The following is a 23227-nucleotide window of genomic DNA, read 5'->3' as shown; positions in this document are numbered from 1 at the left end:
CCTAAACAAATTCCTTGCTATGAGCTTTAGAGTTAACTACAATATTTTTTAAAGTCAAGAATTCTTTAGGAGTCAAAAAATGAAAAAGATGGTTTTCCAGATAGCAATGACCATAGGCATCATAATATTTTTCCTGATAATTTTATACCAGATATATAACCTCAGCATGGAAGGACTGGCAGAGGAATATACAGAAAGGCAACAGGTCTTAACCAGGCAGGCTGCCTCAGGAATTGAAGGGTATTTCCAGCACCTGGAGCAGATTACAGGTCTGATAGCTTCTGTTCCTGAACTGAGAGAGGAAAGATTCAAAGAAAAACACTTTGAACAGATAATCTACACATCCCTTGAAACACTAAAAGAGCAGGGAGTAAAAAATATTCTCATTCTTGACCGGAACGGAATTTGCAAGTGGCAGGCTTCAGGAAAAAATTTCTTAAATTTGGATTTAAGTAAAACCGAACCTTTTCAAATTTCCAAAGATTTAAAACCACCGCAGTTTTATATATCTGAGTTAAGCAAAAAAAATATTTTATCGCCCACACCTGCAAATGAAATAATCTTTGGTATCCCGATTTATAAACTGTTTTCCGGCATTAATTCTCTTTCTTCAGGTGAAGAACTTTCAGGCTGTATTCTTCTGTTTATAGATTCTGATTATATTTTTACAAATTATATTACTCCCCTGTCTCAGGGCAAAAAGGGAACCGTATGGGTAATGGACCAGAAAGGAACTCTTATTTATCTGCCGGAACATCCTGAAATGGTCTTCAAAAATATTTTTGACAAGGACAAGAGCTGTTTTTCGTGCCACGAAAGTTTTAATCCGGAAAAACAAATGATAACAGCCAATAAATTTACAGGAAGAAATAAAATAAATCATTCAACAAAGCTTCTTGCAGCAACGGGTTTTAATTTAAGACAGGGACTTTCTGGTTGGGTAATAGCTACCAGTTCCCCTTTTGGGAAGGTAGCCATTTCTGCACGAAAAAGCTATTTCTATATCCTTATCCTTACCTTCTCAATAATACTGGTATTAACTGTTTCAAGCGGCTACGCAATCAGAATCAACAAGAAAAGAGCAGAAGCGCTGGAAGAGAAAGTAAAGGCATCTGAGGAAATCCTGTATCTGAAAGAATATAATGAAAATATTGTAAGGAATATCCCAATCGGCGTTATTGTAATAGATAAGGAAAGAAAAATTACCTCCATGAATGAAGAGATAGTAAACCAGATGAGGAAAGTGGGTGTGGAACTAAAAAGGGAGGAACAGATAGGCAAGGATATTCTTTATCAGATGCCTGAAAGACTAAAGGAAGCCTCTTCAAAAATCTACGATCAGGCTTTAACAGAGGGAATAAGCTATGAGCACTCCAATATAACCTTTGAAGGCAAGAAAGGACAGTTTATTTATTCAGTAAAAATATCACCTCTCAGGGACTTAAAAAATATGATTGTTGGTGCAATAATTACACGGGAGGACATTACACAGAAACGGGCTCTGGAACAGGAAATAAAGGAAACGAAGGATTACCTTGAAAGTATTTTTGAGGCATCAGTGGACGGGATAATTGTAGTCGATAATAAAGGAGTCCTTACAAGGGCAAATAATGCTTTTTTAAAAATGCTCGGCTATTCAAGAGAGGAATTAATAGGAATGCACTCCAGGAAGTTCTCAACCGGGATTCCCGAGCATATTGCCACCAATAGGGAGATGTATGCCCTGCTTATGGAAAAAGGAAAAGTCTCTCCGGTTGAAATAGTTTATAAAAAGAAAGATGGCTCTCAGCTTTTTGTTGAGCAGTCTGCTGCTTATGTGAAAGATAAAAAGGAAAACCCTTCAGGCTCAGTTGGTATAATAAGGGATATAACTGAAAAAAAGAAATTGGAACAGGAAATAAAGGAAACCAGAGATTATCTTGAAAGCATCTTTGAGGCATCAGTGGACGGGATAATTGTCACCAATAATACAGGATTTCTTACAATGGCAAATAATGCTTTTTTAAAAATGCTCGGATATTCAAGAGAGGAATTAATAGGAATGAACACCATGGAGTTCTCAACCGGGGTTCCAGAGCATCGTGCCGCCCAGATGGAGATGTTTGCCCTGCTTATGGAAAAAGGAAAAGTTCCTCCGGTTGAAATGGGCTGGAAAAAAAAAGACGGTTCATCTCTTCCGGTTGAGCAGACGGTTGCTGCCTTAAATGACAAAAAAGGAAACCTTTCAGGCGTAGTTGCTATACTAAGGGATATAACTGAAAAAAAGAAAGCAGAGGAAAAACAAAGACAGCTTCAGCATCAACTCATTCAAGCTGAAAAAATGGCTTCCATTGGAAGGCTTGCAGGAGGTATAGCTCATGAGATAAATAACCCTTTGAGCGGTGTTGTAACAAACTTAGAGCTTGTAAAAGGGCTTGAGTCTATAGATATGAAAAAAATTATTGACGAGTGCATTATGACAAACCCCCATGCAGAGTGTACCCGGAAGATGGAGGAGTTCTATAATAATTTTCAGAAAATAGAAGTAAAGAAAAACCGCTGGCTTGAAACAGCCTATAAAGGAGGGATGCGCTGCAAGAAAATGATCAAGGAGCTTCTTATCTTCTCAAGGCCGTCAACGCCAAAAGAAGAGGCAGAGGTAGATCTTAATGAATGTATTGCAGACAGCATTGACATAATAGGCCATCAGCTTGAGATTAAAAATATCAGGGTTGATAAGGAGCTAAAGACTGATATCCCGAAACTCTGGGGGAATAGAAGGGAGCTGGAGCAAATCTTTTTAAACCTCCTTATTAACTCCTCCCATGCCATTGGAGAAAAGGGAGGAATAATAAAAGTAGAAACATGGATGGAAAGCAACTCCGTTATTGCTAAGGTAGCTGATACGGGTTGCGGAATCTCTGAAGAGAATATTGACAAAATCTTTGACCCCTTTTTCACAACAAAGGAGGTAGGTGAAGGAACAGGTTTAGGTCTTGCAATAATCTATGAAATTATAGAAAAGCACGGAGGGAAAATTGAGGTCAAAAGCAAGGTCAACGCGGGGACAGAATTTATTCTCAGTTTTCCATTCAATAAAAGCGCGAGTTAAGAACTGAAATCTGCTGAGGTATATGTCATATGAGTGGATTTTTTATACAGCATGTTGGAAACTCCTGCAGCAAACGGAGAAAATTACACTCGCCATATATCTTCAATCCGAAATCACTTCTGAATAACTTCTTCAGAAGGGATTCCCTTCATTTTTTTTATTAAATCAAGATTGTATCTCGCATATCTGTTTGAATCTTCTATTTTCAGAGCCCTCTCAAACTCTTTTTTTGCTTTTTCAAATTCTCCTTTTTTTGCATATATTATTCCAAGCCCGTTATGCGCCCTGATATATTCGGAGTTTATCTTAAGTGCTGTTTCAAATACGCGGACTGCCTTATCATAATCTCCCATTTCTCCGTAAAGCGTTCCAAGATTGTAATAGGCAAGAAGGTATGAGGGGTTTATCTCAATTGCGCCTTTAAACTCGGCAATAGCCTCTTCCTTTAATCCCATCTTTGTATAGATAGTTCCTATGTTGTTTTTAGTAGAGAAAAAGCCGGGGAAAAAAATCAGCGCCCTCTTATAAGAAAAAAGAGCTTCATCATTCATACCATTTCTTATGTAAAAATTCCCGAGGCACTGATACAGAAGCGGGGCAGTCGGGGATTGCTGAATTGTTTTTGTAAAAAAGACTTCATCATCTTTGTAGTCCCTGTTTCTTGCTATAACCCTGAACGAAAAAAACAGCGTTATTGCCGCCATTATAACAAATATTACAAACTGCAAAGATTTTCTATTTTTTGCAAGATAAGCTACAGGCATTGCAATAAGAACAACAAAGGGAATCGAAGGGATATAGAGAAATCTTTCAGCCATAACAAACCCCATATCAGTCGGAGCGCTTATCCTTAAAAAATTTGAAAGTGGAAAAAATGTAAGAAGAAAAAATAGGGAATAAAAAGAAAATTTTCTGTTTTTTGTTTTGACCAGTGCAACTAAAAAAACTGTTAAAAGACAGATTGATAAAAATACCATTGGCTCAAAAATTGAACCAGAGGGAGGATTCTGAATATATGCATTGAGGTTTACCGGATAAAAGAGCTTTCCGGTATAGACCGTTACAGACTTTATGAATGAAAGAAGGGTAGGATAAAATTCAAATAACGGATTGTTTTCAACATTTTTGGTTGCCTTAATTTCAAGGACTCCGAACCTGATAAAAATATAAACAAGAACAACAATACAATAAGGCATTCCCAGCAGAATACTTTTTTTCAGTTTTTCATACATGTAACCATTCTCAGGGATAAAATATCTGTACGCAATAAGCACTGCCGGCAAAATTATCACCATCTCCTTCGAAACCATTGCCAGAGAGAAAACAAGAATTGAGAAAATATAAAATTTCGCCTTTAATCTTCCTTCATCATTTATTGATTTCTGAAACAACAAAAAAGAGAGAAGAAAAAATGTCGCAGCAACCACATCAGTCCTTCCAGCCACCCACGAAACAGACTCTGTATGAATCGGGTGTATTGCAAAAAGAAAGGTTGCAATAAACGGGACAACCCAATTCCTGAAATCTTTTAACAGGATAAAATATACCAGCAGACAGTTGAAAATATGGAGAAGAATATTTGTAAGATGGAACCCTGAAGGGTTTAAGCCCCAAATCAGATAGTCAACCATATATGAAAGGGTGATTACAGGGCGCCAGTAGCCATATTTAAATTCTATTGCATCTCCGTATATGTCAAAAAAATCTCTTGAAAAGACATTATCAAAGACCTTGAATGTTTTTATGGAAGGGTTCTCCACTATCAGGATAATATCATCCCATACAAATGAACTGTTCAGGGAGCTGGAATAGACTATGAAGGCAAAGAGTATTATAACCGGGACAAGCAGAAAACTGTCAATTTTTTCCGGGAAATAATTTTTTACCCTATGAAGCATATTCTGTTTCAATTGATATATCCGAGGGATTTGAGGCTTTCAACAACATTCTTGCCAACAGGTTTTTCCTCGCTTTTAATCTCTCCTGAAGACGAAAGAAGCCCCTTCACTTTCGACTGAAAATCTTTTACAATCATTTCATTAACAGAAGCTATATTATCTCTTTCTCCGTGGTCAGAGTTCAAATCATAAAGCTCGTCTTTGTTCTCTTTTACATCATAAATATATTTCCAGTTTTTAAATCTTGCAGACACAGAATCTTTTCCACCCCTTGCAAGTTCGCTGTATAAAATTCTTTCTTCTTTTTTATTGCCGGAAATTAAAGGAAGCAGGCTTTCGCCTGAAAGTTTTTGCCTGCTTTTGATTTTCAGAATATCAAGTATGGTTGGCATTATATCTATGATACCAACCTGTTCTCTTATCTTCACCCCTGCCGGAAATTTTGAAGGAGCATATATGATAAGCGGGACTTTTATACTTTCTTCATAAAGCTGGTGTCCGTGCGTAAACTCATCGTGCTCAAAGAATTCCTCCCCGTGGTCAGACGTTATGATTACAAGAGTATTCTTTTCAGGTTTAAAAAATTGCAAAAGTTCCCCCACATATCTGTCAACAAAGTTTATCTCACTGTCATAGCGGGCAATAATATAAGAAAGAAGTTCTCTGTTGTTTTTCAAATTTTTTGCATTAGAGAATTTTTCAGGAGGGTCTGCATATTCAGTCTCATCTTCTTTATCAGATTTAAATGAAGAATACTTCTTTATCCATGGAGTTCTTTTAAGATAGGGCCAGTGGGGGTCAAAATAATGAACCCACAAAAAATATTTCCCGCCTGATTTAATTTTGTCTTTGTTCCGAAGTATCTCGCTGTTTAATTCCAATGCATCATAGAATGTGAACTGGTTGAAAAAATCAAACCCCTGTGCAAAACCGAATTCCTTTGAAAGATGCGGATTGGTATGAAACCCATATGTAGCATAACCGTTTTCCTTTAATATTTCAGCGAGTGTCTGAATTGAATCTGAAAGAACTTCCTGATTAAAAACCTTATTTTTTTTGAAAACACCGTGCTTTACACCATGGGAACTCGGATACTTTGAAGTAAAAATTGTTGCCATTGAAGGAGGTGTGAATGACGAAGAAGCAACTGCATTCTGAAAAAACACTCCTTCTTTAGCAATATTGTCTATATTTGGAGATGTATTCCTTCTGTAACCGTAACAGGAAAGATGGTCTGCCCTCAGGGTATCAATTGTAATTAGTATTACACTCAACGGCTCTTCTTTTTTCTGGCAGGATAAAAAATTAAAAAAAAATATTACTAAAAAAGCTGCGAAAAAATATTTCATAACTGGGAAATAATATTTAGAGAAAATATAATATTTAGGAAAAATATTGAACCATATAAAAAAGGGCTGCCTTTTCTTTGAAAAGCAGCCCTTTTCATAACTCCCTTAGATTTTTCACAAGGGGTTTATTTTTTGCTCTTGAAGTTCTTAATGATTGTCTCGCCTAAATCAGCACTTTTAATCTTAATGCGACCTTTTTTCTTTCCGTTAACTTTGATGGTGTAGTTATTTTTCTCTAAGCCGGTAATCGTATAGCTACCATCTGCACCAGTTGTAACTGTTCCAACTGATGTTCCCTTTTTCCCTTTTTCTAAAACCTCGATATCAACACCTGATTGTGCATGACTCTTTCTGCCAGCCACGTTACCACTTACTGAAGCAGTGGTACCTGCTAAAAGGTCATATGTCACACCTTCTGATAAGAAGGAAGAGGCGTTCTTTAATGCTTTTTCATTAGCTGCCATTACCTTAAAAGAAGCCTGATTAAAATTTACAAGCACCAAACCTGCTGATATAACTAAGCAAAGACCTATAAACATCAAACCAGTTTTTTTCTTCATTCTCATATCACCTCCTTTCACTTGAAATTTTTAATATAAACTATAGCACTTAGCCCATTCTTGTCAATAGTAATTTTATTTAAAAAAATCCCTCTAACAAGAATTAGACTCCAGCAAAAGTTTAACAGAGTTAAAATTATCGTAATATAGTAGTTTTTGTCAAGATAATTTTTATTTTATTTAAAAAAATCCCTCTAACAAGAATTAGACTCCAGCAAAAGCTTAACGGAGTTATAAATTATCGTAATATAGTAGTTTTTGTCAAGATAATTTTTATTTAATATACATTTTCTTCTTTGAACTGCATATCATGCAATTTCCTGTATATGCCGTTTCTGGAAACAAGTTCCTCGTGTTTTCCTGATTCTGCGATTCTTCCATCATCAAGAATTATAATTTTATCCGCTTTCCTGACAGTGGAAAGCCTATGGGCAATCACAAAAGTTGTTCTGTCTCTCATCAGATTCTCCAATGCCTTTTGAACCATCATCTCTGATTCTGAATCAAGGGCAGAGGTTGCCTCGTCAAGAATAAGTATTGGCGCGTCCTTGAGAAGCGCCCTTGCAATGGCAATCCTCTGTTTTTCCCCGCCTGAAAGTCTGACGCCTCTTTCACCGATTATAGTTTCATACTTGTCCGGCATCTCCATTATAAACTGATGTGCATAAGCTTTATTAGCTGCATCTATTATTTTATCTTCATCTGCATTAATTCTCCCGTAGGCTATGTTATCTTTAACAGTATCATTAAAAAGGAATATATCCTGTGTAACTATACCGATTTTTGAGCGGAGCGATTTTAAAGTTAATTTATTAATGTCATATTCGTCGATTTTTAACTCTCCTCTTGAAACCTGGTAAAATCTTGGAATAAGGTCAACTAAGGTTGACTTGCCAACCCCGCTCATCCCGACAATTGCTATCATCTCTCCTTTATTTATTTCCAAATTTATGTTTTTTAACACCATCTCTTTTTCTGAATTATAGGCAAACCATACATCTTTAAACTCAATCCTGTCCTTAAAATCTTTCAACTCTACAGCATTTGCAGCATCACTGATATCAGGCTTCTGGTCCAAAAGTTCAAACACCCTTTCAGCAGCTGCCATTGCCTGATGGATATCATTGCTCATGTTTCCAAACTTTTTTAAAGGCTCATAAAGCATTGCAAGGGCAGCCAGAAAGGAAAAAAAAGTTCCCGGCGTTGATATTCCTTTTATCACCTGATAACCGCCATACCATAGAATTATTGCTCCGGCTATAGCCCCGAGAAATTCCATCAGGGGAGAGGTAAGTTCATCAGTCTTGACTGCCTTCATGCTCAAATCAAAAGACCTTCTGTTAACCTTTTCAAAACGCCTATTTTCATATTCCTCCATGCCAAACGCCTTTACAATCTTAACTCCAATGAATGACTCCTGCAAGACGGTATTAATGACCGCCGCATTCTCAAGGGTCTTACGGCTTATTTTCTTAAGTTTTCCCCCTATCTTTACTATTAGCATCACTACAAACGGCAGAATAAGAACTGCAATGATTGCAAGACGCCATTCCTGATAGAATACAACTCCTATGAGAGCTATGAAAGTAAATGTCTGTATTAAAAAATCCGGAATGACATCAGAAGCAACCTTTGACAGCCCGCGCACATCATTTGTTATCCGGGACATCAGGATAGAAGAGTGCGTTTTATGGAAAAACCCGACAGACATTCTATTGATATGAAAATAGAGGTCATTTCTTATCTCCATCATCACCTTCTGGGCAACATATTTCATGAAGTAATTCTGAATATACCTTGCAACTCCCTGAACAAGATAAAGAAGTATTATTCCTATAGGCAAAAAAATGAGTTTTGACACATCTTTTTTTAAAAAAATCTCATCAAGGGCAGGTTTTACTGCCCATGCTGTTCCGCCTTTTGTTGCTGATATAACAAGCGCAAGCAAGGCTCCAACAAGGAGTCTTCTCCAGTAAGGAACAATATATTTAAATAACCTGTTATAAAGGTTTAAAATATCATTCTTTCTGATTTTCTTTTTAATGGAAGTTCCTCTTTTGAAGAATTTTCAAAGTTTTCCCTCAAAGCAGTTACTGAATATACCCTAATGTCTTTAAGTTCTTCAAGGTTTTTGAAGAAAGAGTTTTGATGTCCTTTTTATAATTCTGAAACGCAGGCCTGCGCCGCATCCATGCAGAGAGTTTTGTCTTGTATTCCTGAAATATCTGAGGTTGGCTCATTGCAAGATTAATTTTTTCTCCTGGATCTTTGGCTAAATTGTACAATTCCCATCGCTGGCGAGGACGGAGTTTTGGATCAAGCCTCCACAACTTCTTCCACAGATGTAGCCGACGGTTAAAATCCACACAGAGTACAGGATTGAAAAAATCAAAATCATGAAGCCAGTCTAAATTGCATATTAACTTATAATCTCCGTCAATCAAGATATTGGTTAAATAATCGCGTGTACTGTCAGCTTCAAGATAAGCACGGGGATGGCTTATCTTCTCTGTCCCTGCAATATATGGGATGAGATTCATTCCTTCCATATCTTTATACACAGGAATATCAAAAAAAGAAAGAACAGTAGGAGCAATGTCAATGGTTTCCACTATCCGCTTAATCACCTTCCCGCCAGGGATAATTTTTGGAGCTATCATAATCAGTGGTATATGGGCAGTTGGCTCGTAACCATAGTAGCCATGTCCAAAAAAATATTTCTGTTCATCTCCTAAGCTTTCTCCGTGGTCTGCAGTTATCACCACAAGAGTGTTATCTGTTAGTCCAAGGCTATCAAGATACTGAATTAACCTGTCTATTTCCGTATCAGTATAAAGAATCTCTCCATCATACTGGGCAATGTAGTAATCAGGGTCATAATAGCTTATATCTGTGGGGCTTTTCCTTATGAAAATATTTTTGTCTCTAAAATTTTTAAACTCTCCATAGTATTTATCATCTATGAAAGTTTTATTATAAGGAGCAGGAGAGGTATACGGGGCATGAGGGTCTATGTAATGAACATACAGAAAAAACTTATCACTCCTATGTTCCTTAAGCCATGGAAAAACTTTATTATTAACAAGATTTGCTCCGGCAAGGTCATCTTTTGTAGCACAGTCAACAGTAATATCAAAACCCTGGTTAAAATTAAACTCAGCAGAAAGGTTTGGATTAGACACAAAAGACGCTGTGTGAAAACCGTAGCGTTTGAGGACCTCTCCAATTGTCACTGCTGAATCAGGAAGATATTCCCGAATGCCGACAATTCCGTGTGTATGAGGATATGTTCCTGTTAAAATAGAAGCAACGCTTGGGCTTGTTGAAGTTTTTTGAGTATAAGCCTTGGTAAAAACTACCCCTTTGTTAGCATATTTTTCTAAAAAAGGAGTGGTATTTCTCTTATAGCCGTAAAGGGACATATGGTCTGCCCTGAGCGTATCAATGACAATCAGTAAAACATTGGTTACCTGCTTTTGACTGCCATATTTGAAATTTCCGTTTGGAACTTCCTGAGAATTGACCTTCCTGAACGGAGAATCCTTTGATGACCAGAAGTCAGGCATTATAAAGGTATTGTTGCGGATAAAACCAAAATAAGAAATAACATAGATTAAAACAAAAGCACCTCCTGCCTTTAACAAAACCTTCCACATACCATGGCATTTATCCCTTAAAGAGCACAAAAGCATCCAGAGGGGAAAAAGAACCACCATTATTGTCAAAAGGATTAAAAGGTAAATGATATATTTGGAAACCCCTTCAAAAACTAACCAAGAAGAAGCAAACTGTCTTTCTTTAATAGCCAGCTTAATCCAATCTTTCCAATATAGGAACAAAAGAAACACAGAACACAGCATCAGAGGCAAAACCGGAGAAACATTGCTGCGGGAAAGCCATGGAATCCGGAATGTTAGAAATATCAGTAATCCGAATAAGCTTCCAAATAGAATTCCACCCACTATGTGAAATCCAACCCAGAAAAAGGGATAAAGAAACGGAGTCCATGAAAGAGCAAATAGCCCTCTTTTATATCCAAGGATTACTCCTGCATCAAAAATGCTGATTAATATCCCAAAATACACGCAAACCAGGGTTGATATTACAATATTATTTTTTAAAGAATATTCAGTTTTCATAAATCCATTTTCCCAAATTAATGGCTCTTTATCATTTCTAAGACCTTAAGGTCAAGCTGAAAAACTTCTGTCTTAAAAACCAAGATAATTTCTTTTAACCATATTGAAAATAAAATGAGACTTTCTTCTTCTGCAAAACCTTTTTAACTTTTTAATATCAAGAAGGGTTGAATCAGCACTGTTTATAATTTTATTGCTCATTTGATTGTAAACCTTTAGTATTTCACTGAATTTTGCAGGCATTTTCTTCCTCTCAGGATCTTTAATAAAAAACAGAATCTCTTTCTGCCTTTCATCTGATAAAAATTCATGGAAACTTGCCATGTATAGTCTTTCCACATACAACCGATATGCCTGGCTTTTAGAAGGAGAGTTAGATTCTCGATATTTTACTAAAACCTCTTTTATCTTATTTATTTTTGCCACCTTGCTCAATCTTAGCCATAACTCATAATCCTCATTTAAAAAATCCTTTTTATAGCCACCAAGCCCCAGAATCAGCTCCTTATTGAATAATACTGAGGAGTGGGCAATACAGTTCTTGAAATGTAGGGTATAATAAATCTCTTCTGGTATATTATTTTTTCTATCCGCTCTCCAGAAACCAAGATGTTTTCCATCCTCATCCACTTTTTCAATCCAGCTTGCAACCATATCAACATCAGAATTATCTTTCAAAAATGTTACTTGTTTTTCAAGCCTCTTAGGAAATGAGACATCATCAGCATCCATCCGTGCTATATATTCTCCCTTGGCAAGCTTAAGGCCTTTATTTAGAGAGAAGGGAAGACCTAAGTTTTCTTTGTTATCAACAAAGATGATACGAGGATCATTATATGAAAGGATTATCTCTTTGCTAGTGTCAGTAGAGCCATCATTGATAATCAAGAATTCAAAATCCCTGTATGTCTGGTACAGTATACTCTCTATAGCCTCGCCAAGATGCCGTTCAGCATTATAGACAGGCATGAAAACTGTAATTTTTGGATAACTCATGTAAGCAACTTTAATTCTATTGTGAGAAACTAATTAATTGACCTGTTTACAAATTTGTGTGGCATTGGTTCTGTACTGTAAATATCAATTTCAAAGAGATTAACAATATCCATTATTGATTTTATCTCATCCCCTGACAATCTGTTTTTCCAGAAAGATATCTTATCCTCTCCTGTAATGACAGCGCTGTGCGGACGTGCTTCAGGAGTTAGTTGTATCGCCTTTGTAACCCTTTTGGTTCGTCGCAGTCTGAGGTAAGAAAAAATCCTGTCAATCTCCTTTTCAGGCTCAATGCACATTGCTTCATAAGTTGTAAAAAAGTAATTATATTTTCCCATCTGTTTTAAAGGTATTAAATTTTCCACACACCACATAACAGCATGCTTTTCAATTTCAGTTTTTGCACCTCTGATTATTGACTCATAAGGGCTTAAATAATCTTCCACCAGTTCCTGTTGTGACCAGATTACATTCAGTGGAGAAGTCCACTTTTCCTTAAGCCTTGATAAAACAGTGGCACAGGGATGGCGGGTGGTATAAACAATCTTGTTGCCGTATTTCTCCTTTATCCATCCGAGCATTAAAACTATCCTTATCTCTTTAAGCACATAGCGCCATGTAAATAAATTGATGTTATGCGAATCTATCCAGCGGTTTCTAATCTTTCCTTTTAAAACATCACATATAAACCTTTCAACCTTAGGGTAATGGCTATCCGGCCTCATATAAGCGTACAACAGCAAATCATTTTCCGGGTAACGGACGCTGCGCTGATTATTAAAAGGTTCAAAAAAAAGGCGAAAGCCTTTGCAGGAAGCAATAACTTCTGCCAGCCATGTTGTTCCGCTACGGCCTGAGCCTGCAATTATAATAGTTTTACCAGGATTCATTAGACTTTCAACTATCTTTTTTTATCCCTTTTTTATCTAAAATTTCAGAATATAATTCAGATGTCTCTGTTAGCATGTTTCCTATGCTGAATTTCTTTACAACCCTTTGATACCCCTTTTCTCCCATCATTGCCCTGAGTTCAGGGTTACTAATAAGATTTAATATCTTTGAAGCCATCAATAAAGGTTTTTTTTGGGGAACAATAAAACCTGTCTCACCATCAATAACTGCCTCCCTGTTCCCACCGACATCTGTTGCTATCACGGGCTTGCCTGCTGCCATCGCCTCTAAAATAGCAAGAGAAAACCCCTCCCTTACTGATGAAATGACAAAGATATCAAGAATATTTAAAACCTCCGGAATATCTTTTCTATAACCAGCCACTATGACCTTATCTGCTAAATTCAACCTCTCAACGCAGCTCCTTATATTCTCCTCCTCAGGACCTTTTCCGACTATCAAAAAACAGGCTTCAGGGCATGCTTTGGAAACTATGTCTGCTGCTTCAAGAAAAGTAATATGGTCTTTTTCAGGTGCAAGCCTTCCTATTATACCTATTACAGGACTTCTGTTTTTGATATTAAAGTTCTCCCTGAGTTCAGATTGGCTTTTATCTGCTCTGTAAATTTGAGAGTCAACTCCATTATATATGACTCTTACTTTTTCAGGATTAGCATTAACTTTTTCAGTATAAGCTTTTTTAACTTCTTCTGAAACCGCTATGATTTTATCCTTCATTCCTGTAGTAATTTTGTCCATAAATATCTGCCTCTTTGTATCCCACTGATGCACAGTATGCACATGGGAAACTATTACAGGGACTCTTGCAATAAATGCCCCGATTGCCCCTGAGATATTTGGCCTGTACATATGGGTATGGACTATATGGATATTTTCTCTTTTTAAAAGTGAAGCAAGGTTAAAAAGGCTTTTTGGGTCAAGTCTTCCCTTAAAATATGAGATATGAACTTTAATTGATTTATCTTCTAAAAGAGGGGCAAGTTCTCCCTTATCCCTTATGCAGGCAACCGATACATTAAAAGATTCTTTCAGGCGAAGAAGAAGCTCTATAAACATCCGCTCTGCTCCGCCAGCTCTCAGGTTTGAGATGACTGCCATCAGATTAAATTTCTTTTGTGCCATTAATATTTTCTCAAATTCCCAATACACATTTTTCTAAATTTTCATAACCTCTTTTGCAGCCATGAAAACATCATCAACAGTTATCTGTTTCATACACTGATTATCTTTGCATGAAAGCCCTTTTCCTTTGCAGGGACTGCATGACAGATCCTTAGCCACAATTCTGTAGTATCTTTCATCACAGTATGGGTAAGTTTTCTTCTTATCAGTTGGACCATAAAGAGCCACAATCGGAACTCCCATGCTTGCGGCCACATGCATCGGACCTGTGTCCACTGTAATAAAAACCACGGCTTTTGTTAAAAAATAGGCAAGCTGGTTTATTGAAAACTTTTTTATTATCATAAGAGGTGGTTTGCTCATAATACGGGAAATTCTTTTTGTAAATTTTTCTTCGTACCTTGAAGTTCCGTTTATTGCAATTACTGCATTAAACTCCCTTATGAATCTTTCTCCAAGCTGAGCAAATTTTTTTTCTTCCCACAAACGGTTTAAAGTTGACCTCCTTGCTTTAAACCTCATAAGCTGACCACAACCAGGATTAAACACCACCAATGGAATCTCCTTTCTTATTCCGCTCGTCTCAAGAAATTTTTCAACGACCTCTTTATCCTCTCGGGAATAGGATATTTCCATTCTTCCTGGCTTTTCATCAATTCCAAGCAGTTTTAAAAACCTGACACTCCCCTCCACTGAATGATTCATATTACCTGTTTCATTTCCCAAGAAAGATTTACTGGTTTTTCTGTCAAAGATGTGTTTCACAGAAGCGCTCCGGCAAAACTCTTTCCATCCCTCATCTTTGTTGAAAATAACAGCAAGATCATATCCCTGTACCTTAATCATATTTTTAAATCTTTTAAGTTTTGTAGCTTTTGAAAAAAAACTTTTTTCATCAAAAAACAGAAGCTCATCAATGTTGAGATTGCCAACTACAACATCTTTTGCGTATGATGACGTAATAAGAATTATATGGCTCTCGGGAAATTTTTTTCTTATTAGTCTTATGGCTGGAGTTACAAAGAGAAGTTCTCCCACTCTGCTTACCTGAATAAGAAGAATCTTTTTTATCTCTCCTCTGCCTATTGCAGTTTTAAGTTCTTCAATCATCTTAAATCTATACTTTTGGCAGAATTATTTCCTTCTGTGCCTGATATTTCCCTTTTCTGTCTGCATAGGATACAAGACACTCCTCATCACTCTGAAGAAAAATTACCTGTGCAATCCCCTCATTGGCATATATTTTGGCAGGCAGTTGTGTTGTGTTTGAAATTTCTATTGTAACATAGCCTTCCCACTCTGGCTCAAATGGTGTCACATTTACTATTATCCCGCATCTGGCATAAGTGGATTTTCCAAAGCAGATTGCTAGAACATCTCTTGGTATTTTAAAATATTCAACTGATCTGCCAAGCACAAAGGAGTTTGGAGGGATAATACAGACTTCCCCTTTGAAATCCACAAATGAATCAGAACTGAAATTCTTTGGATCAATAGTTGCGATGTTTATATTTGTAAATATCTTGAATTCGTCTGAAATCCTCATATCATATCCATAAGAAGAAAGGCCATAAGAAATATTCCCATTTCTGATTAGTTTTTTCTCAAAAGGGCTGATCATTCCCTTCTCTTCAGCCATGCGAATTATCCAGTGGTCAGGTTTTATAGACATAATTTATATCCTAATAAGAATTTATCCTCTTGGACAGGCGGGACGCCTGTCCTGCCAGTAATTGTTTACACTCACAAAAAGAGTAGTAGGTAAGGCGTCTCGCCTGACTTATTTTTATTTAATTAAGTTCATAAACTCAGCCCTCGTTTCAGGCCTTCTGAATCCTCCAAGCATCGAACTTGTAACAGCAACAGAGTTTTGTTTTTCAACCCCCCGCATTATCATGCACAGGTGCTGGGCTTCAATGACAACAGCGACTCCCAATGGGTCAAGTTCCTCTTCAAGAGTCTTTGCAATCTGGTTGGTAAGCCGTTCCTGAACCTGAAGCCTCCTTGAATACACCTCAACAAGTTTTGCAATTTTGCTCAGCCCAACAAGTTTTTTTCTTGGAATATAGGCAACATGGCATTTGCCGAAAAAAGGAAGAAGATGATGTTCGCAAAGGCTGTAGATATCTATTCCTTTCAGAAGTATCATCTCTTCGTAATTTTCTTTAAAAATTGCTCCCTCAAATATTTTCTTTGGGTCTTCTCTATACCCTTTTGTCAGGAATTTAAGTGTTTTATGAACACGGGCCGGAGTCTTTTTAAGGCCCTGCCTGTTAGGGTTTTCACCGATTCCAGCAAGTATCTTTCTTATTAATTTTTCCATTTCTTCCTCTTGATTCTAAAAATGTTTCGGGTTTTAAGTTTTAACAAGCTGTTAAAAAACTTAGGTGCTGTAGAAATTCTTTACTCGCAACCTGAAACTTGAAACTTATGCAAATTAAACCAACCCTCTGAATCTCTCAGCATCTACAACAAAAGGATTATTCTGCTTTTCTTCTCCTATTGTCGTGCTTGGTCCATGACCCGGAAAAACTTTTATATTGTCTCCGAGAGGCAATATTTTTTTCTTAATTGATTCTATTATAGCATCATATGAACTGCCGGGAAAATCAGTCCTTCCAATAGCGCCTGCAAAAAGAGTATCTCCGGAAAAGAGCATATCTTCTATAAGGAGACAGGTGCCTCCCGGGGTATGGCCCGGAGTATGCAAAACCTTAATCTTAAAGTCCCCAAGAGAGATTGTTTCAGAATCTTTTAAAAATTTATCTACAACCGGTGGAGAATTACACTCAAGCCCAACAGAAGAAGCCTGAGCTTTAACGCTTTTTAAGAGTATTTCATCTTCTTTGTTGAGGTAAAAAGAAATTTTAAAATAATTTTTAAGCTCCCCCACCGCATCCACATGGTCAATATGAGCATGAGTGCTAAAAATTGCCAGTGGTTTCAATCCTTTTCCCTTAATGTATTCTGTAATCTGCTGTGCCTCATCGCCGGCATCAATAATGATAGCATTATTTCCCTCTGTGCTCAGGATGTAGCAGTTTTCAGAAAAGGGACCAATTACCAAACAGTGTACGGTTATTCTCTGCCTTTCCACTCTTCTCCTCCCTCCCATACCTCCTTCTTCCATATAGGAGTTATTTCTTTTATCCTGTCAATTGCATATTTGCAAGCTTCAAAACCCTCTTTTCTGTGAGGAGTAGATATTGCAATACCAACACTTGCTTCTCCAATCTTTAATCTTCCTACCCTGTGGACTATGGCAATTTTAAGAACATCCCATTTCCCCTTTATTTCACTTCCTATCTCTTTCATTTTTTTTACAGCCATCTCAGGGTATGCATCATAATCAAGATAGAGAACCCTTTTCCCATCTGATTCTCCGCGGGTTACTCCTAAAAAAGTTGTAATAGCTCCTGCTCTTTGGTCAGAAACATATTTGATAAGCTCGTTTAAATTAATTTCTTCTTTTACTATTTTAAACATATCTACCTCATAAAGCTATCGAATCAACCCCAGAAGGGGTTTCCCATAATTGTGGGAGAGTCTTTATAGGCTCGATTTAACTGAATAACCCTTAGGGCCAGATTGCTTCGCTGCGCTCACAATGACATCATTGGACAGCCTCCGCTTACAGGAGGAATCAAGGCAATTTCATCCCCTTCCTTTAATACCTCATCTCCCCTGACATATTCCATATTTATTGAATAGGCTATTGAGGTTTTAAATTCTGCTATCGCTTTATATTCTTTTTCAAGCCTCTCAATAAGGCCATTAAGCCTTGACCCTGATGGGATATTAATTTCAATTTCACTCTTTCCAATTCCTTCACGCAATGCTGCGAAAAATTTTATTTTAACTTTCAATTCCTCTCTCCTCCAGCATCTTATAATAAAGATTAATTGTCTTTTCTACCATTATTTCATCAGTAAAATTACTTAAAACCTTCCTGTAAGATGCAAGCCCAAATTCCTTTGCTTTATTTTTATCCTCAATAAGTTTTAAAATTGCTTCAGCCATAAGATGTGGGTTTTCAGGAGGGATTAAAAAGCCATTTACACCATCCTCTATCAGTTCAGGAAGAATTCCAACTCCTGTAACAACACATGGCTTTGCCATAGCCATAGCCTCAAAGGTTGCCCTACTTGAACCTTCAGAACCTATTGAAGAAAGAACAAATAAATCAATGGCTGCCATAATTTTTTCCACATCATTTCTGAAACCAGCAAATATTACCCTGCCCTCAATTCCTTTTTCCTTTATTATCTTTTCCATTTCTTCCATATCCTCATCTTTAAATTTATTATCCCTCCACCCAACAATCACAACCTTTATATTTTGAATTTTCTTTGCCACCTCTCCTATTGACTGCAGGAAAAAACTGTGTCCCTTTACTTTTTCCAACCTCCCTATATTCCCAATTAAAAATTCACCATCTTTTATATTAAATTCCTTTCTTATTTCTTCTCCGCAGACATTTGGGTTGAACTTCCTGCAATCAACTCCATCATATATGGTTATAAGTTTTGATTCATCATATCCTTTATTATTAAAATAGTTTTTTCTTATCAACTCTGAGGCGGTTATAACCCTATCAGTCTTATTAAAGAGATATGAGTTTATAAATTTCTTTTTTACAGGAATAGGAATATGTCTTGTCCTTACGAACACAGGTTTTTGTCGTGAAAGCTTGTGAGCCAAAGCTCCAATCCAGTATTCTGGCGAGCAGTGAACATGAAGGACATCCACTTTTTCCTCATCTATTATCTTCCTTATCTGCGAAATATCTTTTAAAAACTGCTTTATAAATTTAATGGTTAGCCTTTTCCTGTTGCTCATGACAACTGAAGCGATAAGGATCGCATCGGTTTTTGAGAGGAGTTCATATCCAAGGCTATTCTTGTTACAAACATATATTACCCTGTGCCCCCTTTCAACAAGCTTCTTTGCAAGTATAGCAGCTGAAGCCCCAGACCCGCCTCTGTGAGTCATTCCTATTATCTGTAAAATATTTAACTTTCTTTTCATTCACAGAAACCCTTTTTCTATCATTGTATTATAATAAGCCTCTTCTATCCTGTTTATAAACACATCTTCCGTAAAATTTTTCTCTATTGTCTGCCTCCCTTTTTCTCCAAGCCTTTTTCTTATTTCCTGATTACTAATGATTCTAATCATTGCATCTGCCATTGCAGTATGGTCACCGGGAGGAACTATAACTCCATTCTCTCCATCCGCTATGGTTTCTGTTACTCCGGGGAATGAAGTGGATATAACAGCTTTTTTTAAAGCCATTGACTCTTTTATCACTAATGATGCTGATTCACAGGCAATTGATGGAAGCACTGATATATCAAGTGCAGCATTTATTTCAGGAATATCAGACCTGAAACCCAAGAAAAGAATCTTCCCCTCAAGCCCAAGCCTTACGCTTTCTTCCTCAAGTTCTTTTCTCAGAGGCCCCTCGCCAACTATCAAAAATCTTGCCTCATTGATTTTTTTTGCTACCTCTGCTGCTGCTTTTAAAAAAAATATATGACCTTTTTCTTTTGCAAGTCTTCCTATGACTCCAATTAATATCTTATTTCCATCCAAGCTCAACTCATCCCTTATTTTTTTGCCGTTAAGGGACAGGTTAAAAGTATTTAAATCTATTCCTGGATGGATTGTTAAAATCCTTTTTTCAGAAAGTTCTCCTCCCTGAATAAATTTTTCAAATTCCTTTTTTACTCCACTGCTCACAATAAAGAGCTTATCAATTAAGTACTTATACAAAAGGCGATTAAAAAGGTTGTATTTTACTTGGAAGGTGTTATGCCTTGTTCTTATTAGAATGAGATTTTTTTTTATAAATATGGAAGAAAGGGCTCCTGCCCATGTATCCTGGGAGCCGTGGGTATGAAGTATATCAATATCATATCTCTCGATTACTCTTTTTAACTTAAAGAGCTCTGAGAACAATATAAAGGGGTGAAAACCTCTTTGAAAAGTCAGATCATCATAAGTATCAATACCCTCTTCTCTTGCCCTTTTTACAAGAGTGCTCCCCTTGGGCGCTGCAACAAGAACAAAGTGCCCCTTATCTCTAATTTTTTTTGCAATCAATAAAACCATATGGGGCTGCCCACCCCATCCTCCTCTGTGCATATTTGTCTGAAGTATGCGAAGTTTTCTCATAAATCAAATTCTTTATTATTTATCATTAATTATGTTTGTCTTCTAACAAACTCAAATACAATTTTTCAATCTCTTTAACATTTCTCTCCATTGTAAATTTCTCAATCACTCTCTCATATCCCTTCTCTCCCATTGAAACTCTTCTTTTTTCATCAATAACTAATTTTTCTATGGCATCTGCCAGCTTTTCTGAATCATTAGGCGGAACAATTTCTCCTGTTATGCTGTCAACAACCACCTCAGGAATCCCACCTGTGGCTGATGCTACCACAGGCTTTTTCATTGCCATTGCTTCAATAATACTTCTTCCAAATCCTTCATTAGAGCTTGGAAGAGAGGGGAATACAGCAATATCAAAAGCAGCTGTAATCTCCGGAATGTCTTTCCTGTAACCTGTGAAAATCACTTTGTTTCTCAGATTCAGGGAATTGCTGAAGTCTTTAAGTTTATAAAAATATTGTCTGTCCCTTAAAGAACTCTCTCCAACTATCATAAGCCTCAGGTTCTCATGTCTCTTGTTCAAAGAAGCAAAGGCTTCTATTAGCAAATCCTGACCTTTGGTTCTGTCCACTCTTCCAACAACTCCTATAAGAATCTCTCTGTCCTCTATATTAAAATTCCTTCTTATAATGCCACCCTTCACTTTATCATTGAACCGCTTTGTATCAACTCCATTATAGATAGTAGCTGTTTTTTCATCCTTCAATTTCCAGCCATTAAAGCCACTTCTTATCTCATCTGAAACACAGATTATTCTATCTGCCTTGGACAGATAATATTTTTTAATTTTATCCTCTGTAAAAGTATTCCTTATATGACATATGGAAGGAACTTTTCTAAGCCTTGCAGGAATAACACCGTATGGGTTATCCCACAGGGTATTAGCATGAACAAGTGAAATATTTTTTCTTTTAATAACACTCTGAATTGAATAAACAGAAACCGGAATTCTTAACAAAGATTTCCCTTTTCTCCACATACCCATTTTTATAACTTCAGTCTCAACCCCTAAACTTCTTGATTCCTCAAAAAATCTTCCCTTTTTTGAAGTAACAACAACAGGATAAAAAATTTTCTTATCCAGCCCTTTCAGCAACCCGAGGAGGCTTTCAATTGAGCCACCCATACGAGTTACACCCTGAATATAGAGGATATTATGAGGTTTATTTGACATGATTTTTTTGACCAAAAATACAGGGTTAGAAACCAAGGTTTTTGGGTAATTTCCCTTTACCAGCCAGTACATTTTTTGAAGCCGCAAAAACCATCTCTACTGTTATCCTGTCCATGCAATCAAAATGGCCGCATTCTTCTGAATTACACTTTTTTGTGCAATCAATATCAGGTTTTAATATTATATTTCCATTCTCAGGATGTCCCCACCTCACAGGTGAACATGCCCATTTAGGGTCAAAAAGTTCAACCATTGGCGCTCCCACTGCTGCAGCTATATGCATTGGTCCTGTATTGTTTGTTACTATCAGATTACACCTTTTTATAAGCGATGCAAGCTGCTTTATTTTTGTTTCAAAAGCAAGCTCTGCCGTGCCATTTGAAAGTTTTAAAACTTTCTCAGCTAGTTCTCTTTCATCCGGTCCCCACAAAATTAACACCTTTGCGCCAAGCCTCTGCTTAAAAATTACAGCAAGCTCCCCAAAATACTCCTCCCTCCATTTTCTTGCTGAAAAACCGCTTCCGGGATTAAGTCCTATAAGAATGTCACCATTTTTCACCCCTATACCTTTTAAAAATCTATCAACATATTCCTCATCCTCTCCGCTTACAGGAATACACGGTTTTTTGTTTATTGTATCAGCCCCTATCAGTCTTACCAAGTCCAGATTGTAGTCTATTTCATGCTTAACACCCTTTGAACGCCTGAGGTATATTAACCTGTTAAAAAAAAACTGATAGAACTTAAATCCGGTAGAAATTCTTAAGGGAATCCTTCCAAGGAGTGCAAGAAGAGCAGTCCTGAAAAAAGGAAAAAGAATTATAGCAACATCAAACCTCCTGCCTTTTACTTCCTTCAGTAATTTTAAAAACTCATTAAGTTCTCCCTTATGCTCAACTATCACCTCATCAATATCAGGATTCCCGACAACCACATCACGGGCATAATCATTTACAAGCATCGCTATGTAGCTTTTTGGGTAGGTTTCCCGCAGGGCCCTTATGGCAGGAGTTGCAAGCACCAGGTCACCAATTTTATCATTTCTTACAAGCAATATCCTGAGGTTCTCATTATTTAATTTCAAATTTTTGAGTTCTGAATCTCCCATGCTTTCACATACTTTATGTAGACATAGTAAGATGAGAAAAGAGCCAGTATCAGCCCGTGGATTCCATCTAAAAATCCAAGCTTCAATACAAACATCTTTATAAACGTACCTGTGGGTCTGAACACAAACTGCTGCCAACCAATCCTTTTCCCCTTTTTTGCAACATCAAGAGCTGCCCAGTTGGTATACCTTTCAAGCTTTTTAAGATATGGAGCTATGGTTTTATAGGAATAATGGAGGAATGGCGACCCGATTTTTCCTTTTCTGCCTTTAATAATTATATCAGCGTGAACCTCTTTGTTTTCATACCTCCCGAAATCTCTCTTGAAAAGTCTCAGATTGAGGTCATGCTGAAATTCCCATCCGCCATGTTTTATTTCCTTTCCTAAAAAGAAATTTTTTCTTGGAATATAATATCCGTTTATATCATCTGAGTCCTTTGAGAGTGCTTTTTCTATTTCATTTTTTAACTCTTCTGTAACCCTTTCATCTGAATCAACTATTAATACCCATTCATGTCTTGCCTGTGGGATTGCCCAGTTTTTCTGTGTAGCTGAGTTTATATATTCATGCTGTATTATTCTGTCAGTATAACTTCTTGCTATTTCAAGTGTTTTGTCATTGCTGTATGAATCTACAATTAAAATCTCATCAGCCCATTTCACGCTTTCAAGGCAATCTCTTATGTTGTCCTCTTCATT

20 protein-coding genes are annotated in these 23227 nt (G+C 36.9%); 1 reads left to right on the top strand and 19 read right to left on the bottom strand.

What is annotated here, in order from left to right; translation table 11 throughout:
- The first annotated feature begins 79 nt into the window (after positions 1-79).
- Positions 80-3091 carry a hypothetical protein gene (locus tag A3H37_12305; GenBank protein ID OGL51488.1) on the top strand — a complete coding sequence of 1004 codons (3012 nt, stop codon included), beginning with the start codon at positions 80-82 and terminating at the stop codon, positions 3089-3091.
- 113 nt (positions 3092-3204) lie between these two features.
- Here the strand turns inward: A3H37_12305 and A3H37_12300 are convergent, their stop codons facing one another.
- The 19 genes from A3H37_12300 to A3H37_12210 form a co-directional block, all read right to left on the bottom strand.
- Positions 3205-5001: a hypothetical protein gene (locus A3H37_12300; protein ID OGL51487.1), complete on the bottom strand. Its 1797-nt coding sequence runs from the start codon at positions 4999-5001 to the stop codon at positions 3205-3207.
- Positions 4998-6338 carry a hypothetical protein gene (locus A3H37_12295; GenBank protein ID OGL51486.1) on the bottom strand — a complete coding sequence of 447 codons (1341 nt, stop codon included), beginning with the start codon at positions 6336-6338 and terminating at the stop codon, positions 4998-5000. Before A3H37_12295 ends, A3H37_12300 begins: the two co-directional genes overlap by 4 nt.
- Positions 6339-6463: 125 nt before the next feature.
- Positions 6464-6898, bottom strand: a complete 435-nt coding sequence (locus tag A3H37_12290) for a hypothetical protein (GenBank protein ID OGL51485.1) — start codon at positions 6896-6898, stop codon at positions 6464-6466.
- Between the two features lie 277 nt (positions 6899-7175).
- Positions 7176-8942 (bottom strand): lipid A export permease/ATP-binding protein MsbA, encoded by a 1767-nt coding sequence (locus tag A3H37_12285; GenBank protein OGL51484.1) that lies wholly within the window; start codon positions 8940-8942, stop codon positions 7176-7178.
- Positions 8943-8988: 46 nt separating this feature from the next.
- The gene (locus A3H37_12280; protein OGL51483.1) at positions 8989-11037 is read right to left on the bottom strand and encodes a hypothetical protein; all 2049 of its coding nucleotides are present in this window, start codon (positions 11035-11037) and stop codon (positions 8989-8991) included.
- A gap of 72 nt (positions 11038-11109) precedes the next feature.
- Positions 11110-12033, bottom strand: a complete 924-nt coding sequence (locus tag A3H37_12275; protein ID OGL51482.1) for a hypothetical protein — start codon at positions 12031-12033, stop codon at positions 11110-11112.
- 29 nt (positions 12034-12062) lie between these two features.
- Positions 12063-12923 (bottom strand): hypothetical protein, encoded by an 861-nt coding sequence (locus A3H37_12270; protein ID OGL51481.1) that lies wholly within the window; start codon positions 12921-12923, stop codon positions 12063-12065.
- Between the two features lie 7 nt (positions 12924-12930).
- Positions 12931-14067: a hypothetical protein gene (locus tag A3H37_12265; GenBank protein OGL51480.1), complete on the bottom strand. Its 1137-nt coding sequence runs from the start codon at positions 14065-14067 to the stop codon at positions 12931-12933.
- Positions 14068-14100: 33 nt separating this feature from the next.
- The gene (locus tag A3H37_12260) at positions 14101-15177 is read right to left on the bottom strand and encodes a hypothetical protein (protein ID OGL51479.1); all 1077 of its coding nucleotides are present in this window, start codon (positions 15175-15177) and stop codon (positions 14101-14103) included.
- A 7-nt stretch (positions 15178-15184) separates the two neighbouring features.
- Positions 15185-15739: a dCTP deaminase gene (locus A3H37_12255; GenBank protein OGL51478.1), complete on the bottom strand. Its 555-nt coding sequence runs from the start codon at positions 15737-15739 to the stop codon at positions 15185-15187.
- Between the two features lie 114 nt (positions 15740-15853).
- Positions 15854-16390 (bottom strand): GTP cyclohydrolase I FolE, encoded by a 537-nt coding sequence (locus A3H37_12250; protein OGL51477.1) that lies wholly within the window; start codon positions 16388-16390, stop codon positions 15854-15856.
- 114 nt (positions 16391-16504) lie between these two features.
- Entirely contained in the window at positions 16505-17149 is a 645-nt protein-coding gene (locus A3H37_12245) for a hypothetical protein (GenBank protein ID OGL51499.1), read from the bottom strand.
- A complete protein-coding gene (locus A3H37_12240) occupies positions 17146-17553 on the bottom strand; it encodes a molybdenum cofactor biosynthesis protein MoaE (protein OGL51476.1) in 408 nt (135 codons plus the stop codon). Before A3H37_12240 ends, A3H37_12245 begins: the two co-directional genes overlap by 4 nt.
- A gap of 116 nt (positions 17554-17669) precedes the next feature.
- On the bottom strand, positions 17670-17933 hold the full coding sequence (locus tag A3H37_12235; protein ID OGL51475.1) for a molybdopterin converting factor subunit 1: 264 nt from the start codon (positions 17931-17933) through the stop codon (positions 17670-17672).
- Positions 17923-19095 (bottom strand): hypothetical protein, encoded by a 1173-nt coding sequence (locus tag A3H37_12230; protein OGL51474.1) that lies wholly within the window; start codon positions 19093-19095, stop codon positions 17923-17925. The genes A3H37_12235 and A3H37_12230 overlap by 11 nt, the downstream gene beginning before the upstream one ends.
- On the bottom strand, positions 19096-20244 hold the full coding sequence (locus A3H37_12225; GenBank protein OGL51473.1) for a hypothetical protein: 1149 nt from the start codon (positions 20242-20244) through the stop codon (positions 19096-19098).
- Between the two features lie 25 nt (positions 20245-20269).
- Positions 20270-21490, bottom strand: a complete 1221-nt coding sequence (locus A3H37_12220) for a hypothetical protein (GenBank protein ID OGL51472.1) — start codon at positions 21488-21490, stop codon at positions 20270-20272.
- Positions 21444-22526, bottom strand: a complete 1083-nt coding sequence (locus tag A3H37_12215; GenBank protein ID OGL51471.1) for a hypothetical protein — start codon at positions 22524-22526, stop codon at positions 21444-21446. The genes A3H37_12220 and A3H37_12215 overlap by 47 nt, the downstream gene beginning before the upstream one ends.
- On the bottom strand, positions 22499-23227 hold a 729-nt coding region (locus A3H37_12210), incomplete at its 5' end, for a hypothetical protein (GenBank protein ID OGL51470.1). The genes A3H37_12210 and A3H37_12215, both read right to left, overlap by 28 nt.

The organism is Candidatus Schekmanbacteria bacterium RIFCSPLOWO2_02_FULL_38_14, from assembly GCA_001790855.1.
In the GTDB taxonomy this organism is placed as follows: Bacteria; Schekmanbacteria; GWA2-38-11; order GWA2-38-11; family GWA2-38-11; genus 2-02-FULL-38-14-A.
The sequence above is the reverse complement of the archived record's forward strand: the minus strand, read 5'-3'. Positions and strand labels throughout refer to the sequence as shown.

What these genes read in the sequence shown, in the direction of transcription:
- A3H37_12260 (OGL51479.1), bottom strand. Translation starts at nt 15,177, where the DNA reads ATGATTGAAGAACTTAAAACTGCAATAGGCAGAGGAGAGATAAAAAAG.
- A3H37_12290 (OGL51485.1), bottom strand. Translation starts at nt 6,898, where the DNA reads ATGAAGAAAAAAACTGGTTTGATGTTTATAGGTCTTTGCTTAGTTATA.
- A3H37_12255 (OGL51478.1), bottom strand. Translation starts at nt 15,739, where the DNA reads ATGTCTATAAAACCTGACCACTGGATAATTCGCATGGCTGAAGAGAAG.
- A3H37_12280 (OGL51483.1), bottom strand. Translation starts at nt 11,037, where the DNA reads ATGAAAACTGAATATTCTTTAAAAAATAATATTGTAATATCAACCCTG.
- A3H37_12305 (OGL51488.1), top strand. Translation starts at nt 80, where the DNA reads ATGAAAAAGATGGTTTTCCAGATAGCAATGACCATAGGCATCATAATA.
- A3H37_12220 (OGL51472.1), bottom strand. Translation starts at nt 21,490, where the DNA reads ATGTACTGGCTGGTAAAGGGAAATTACCCAAAAACCTTGGTTTCTAAC.
- A3H37_12270 (OGL51481.1), bottom strand. Translation starts at nt 12,923, where the DNA reads ATGAATCCTGGTAAAACTATTATAATTGCAGGCTCAGGCCGTAGCGGA.
- A3H37_12215 (OGL51471.1), bottom strand. Translation starts at nt 22,526, where the DNA reads ATGGGAGATTCAGAACTCAAAAATTTGAAATTAAATAATGAGAACCTC.
- A3H37_12225 (OGL51473.1), bottom strand. Translation starts at nt 20,244, where the DNA reads ATGAGAAAACTTCGCATACTTCAGACAAATATGCACAGAGGAGGATGG.
- A3H37_12265 (OGL51480.1), bottom strand. Translation starts at nt 14,067, where the DNA reads ATGGCACAAAAGAAATTTAATCTGATGGCAGTCATCTCAAACCTGAGA.
- A3H37_12230 (OGL51474.1), bottom strand. Translation starts at nt 19,095, where the DNA reads ATGAAAAGAAAGTTAAATATTTTACAGATAATAGGAATGACTCACAGA.
- A3H37_12240 (OGL51476.1), bottom strand. Translation starts at nt 17,553, where the DNA reads ATGTTTAAAATAGTAAAAGAAGAAATTAATTTAAACGAGCTTATCAAA.
- A3H37_12250 (OGL51477.1), bottom strand. Translation starts at nt 16,390, where the DNA reads ATGGAAAAATTAATAAGAAAGATACTTGCTGGAATCGGTGAAAACCCT.
- A3H37_12275 (OGL51482.1), bottom strand. Translation starts at nt 12,033, where the DNA reads ATGAGTTATCCAAAAATTACAGTTTTCATGCCTGTCTATAATGCTGAA.
- A3H37_12295 (OGL51486.1), bottom strand. Translation starts at nt 6,338, where the DNA reads ATGAAATATTTTTTCGCAGCTTTTTTAGTAATATTTTTTTTTAATTTT.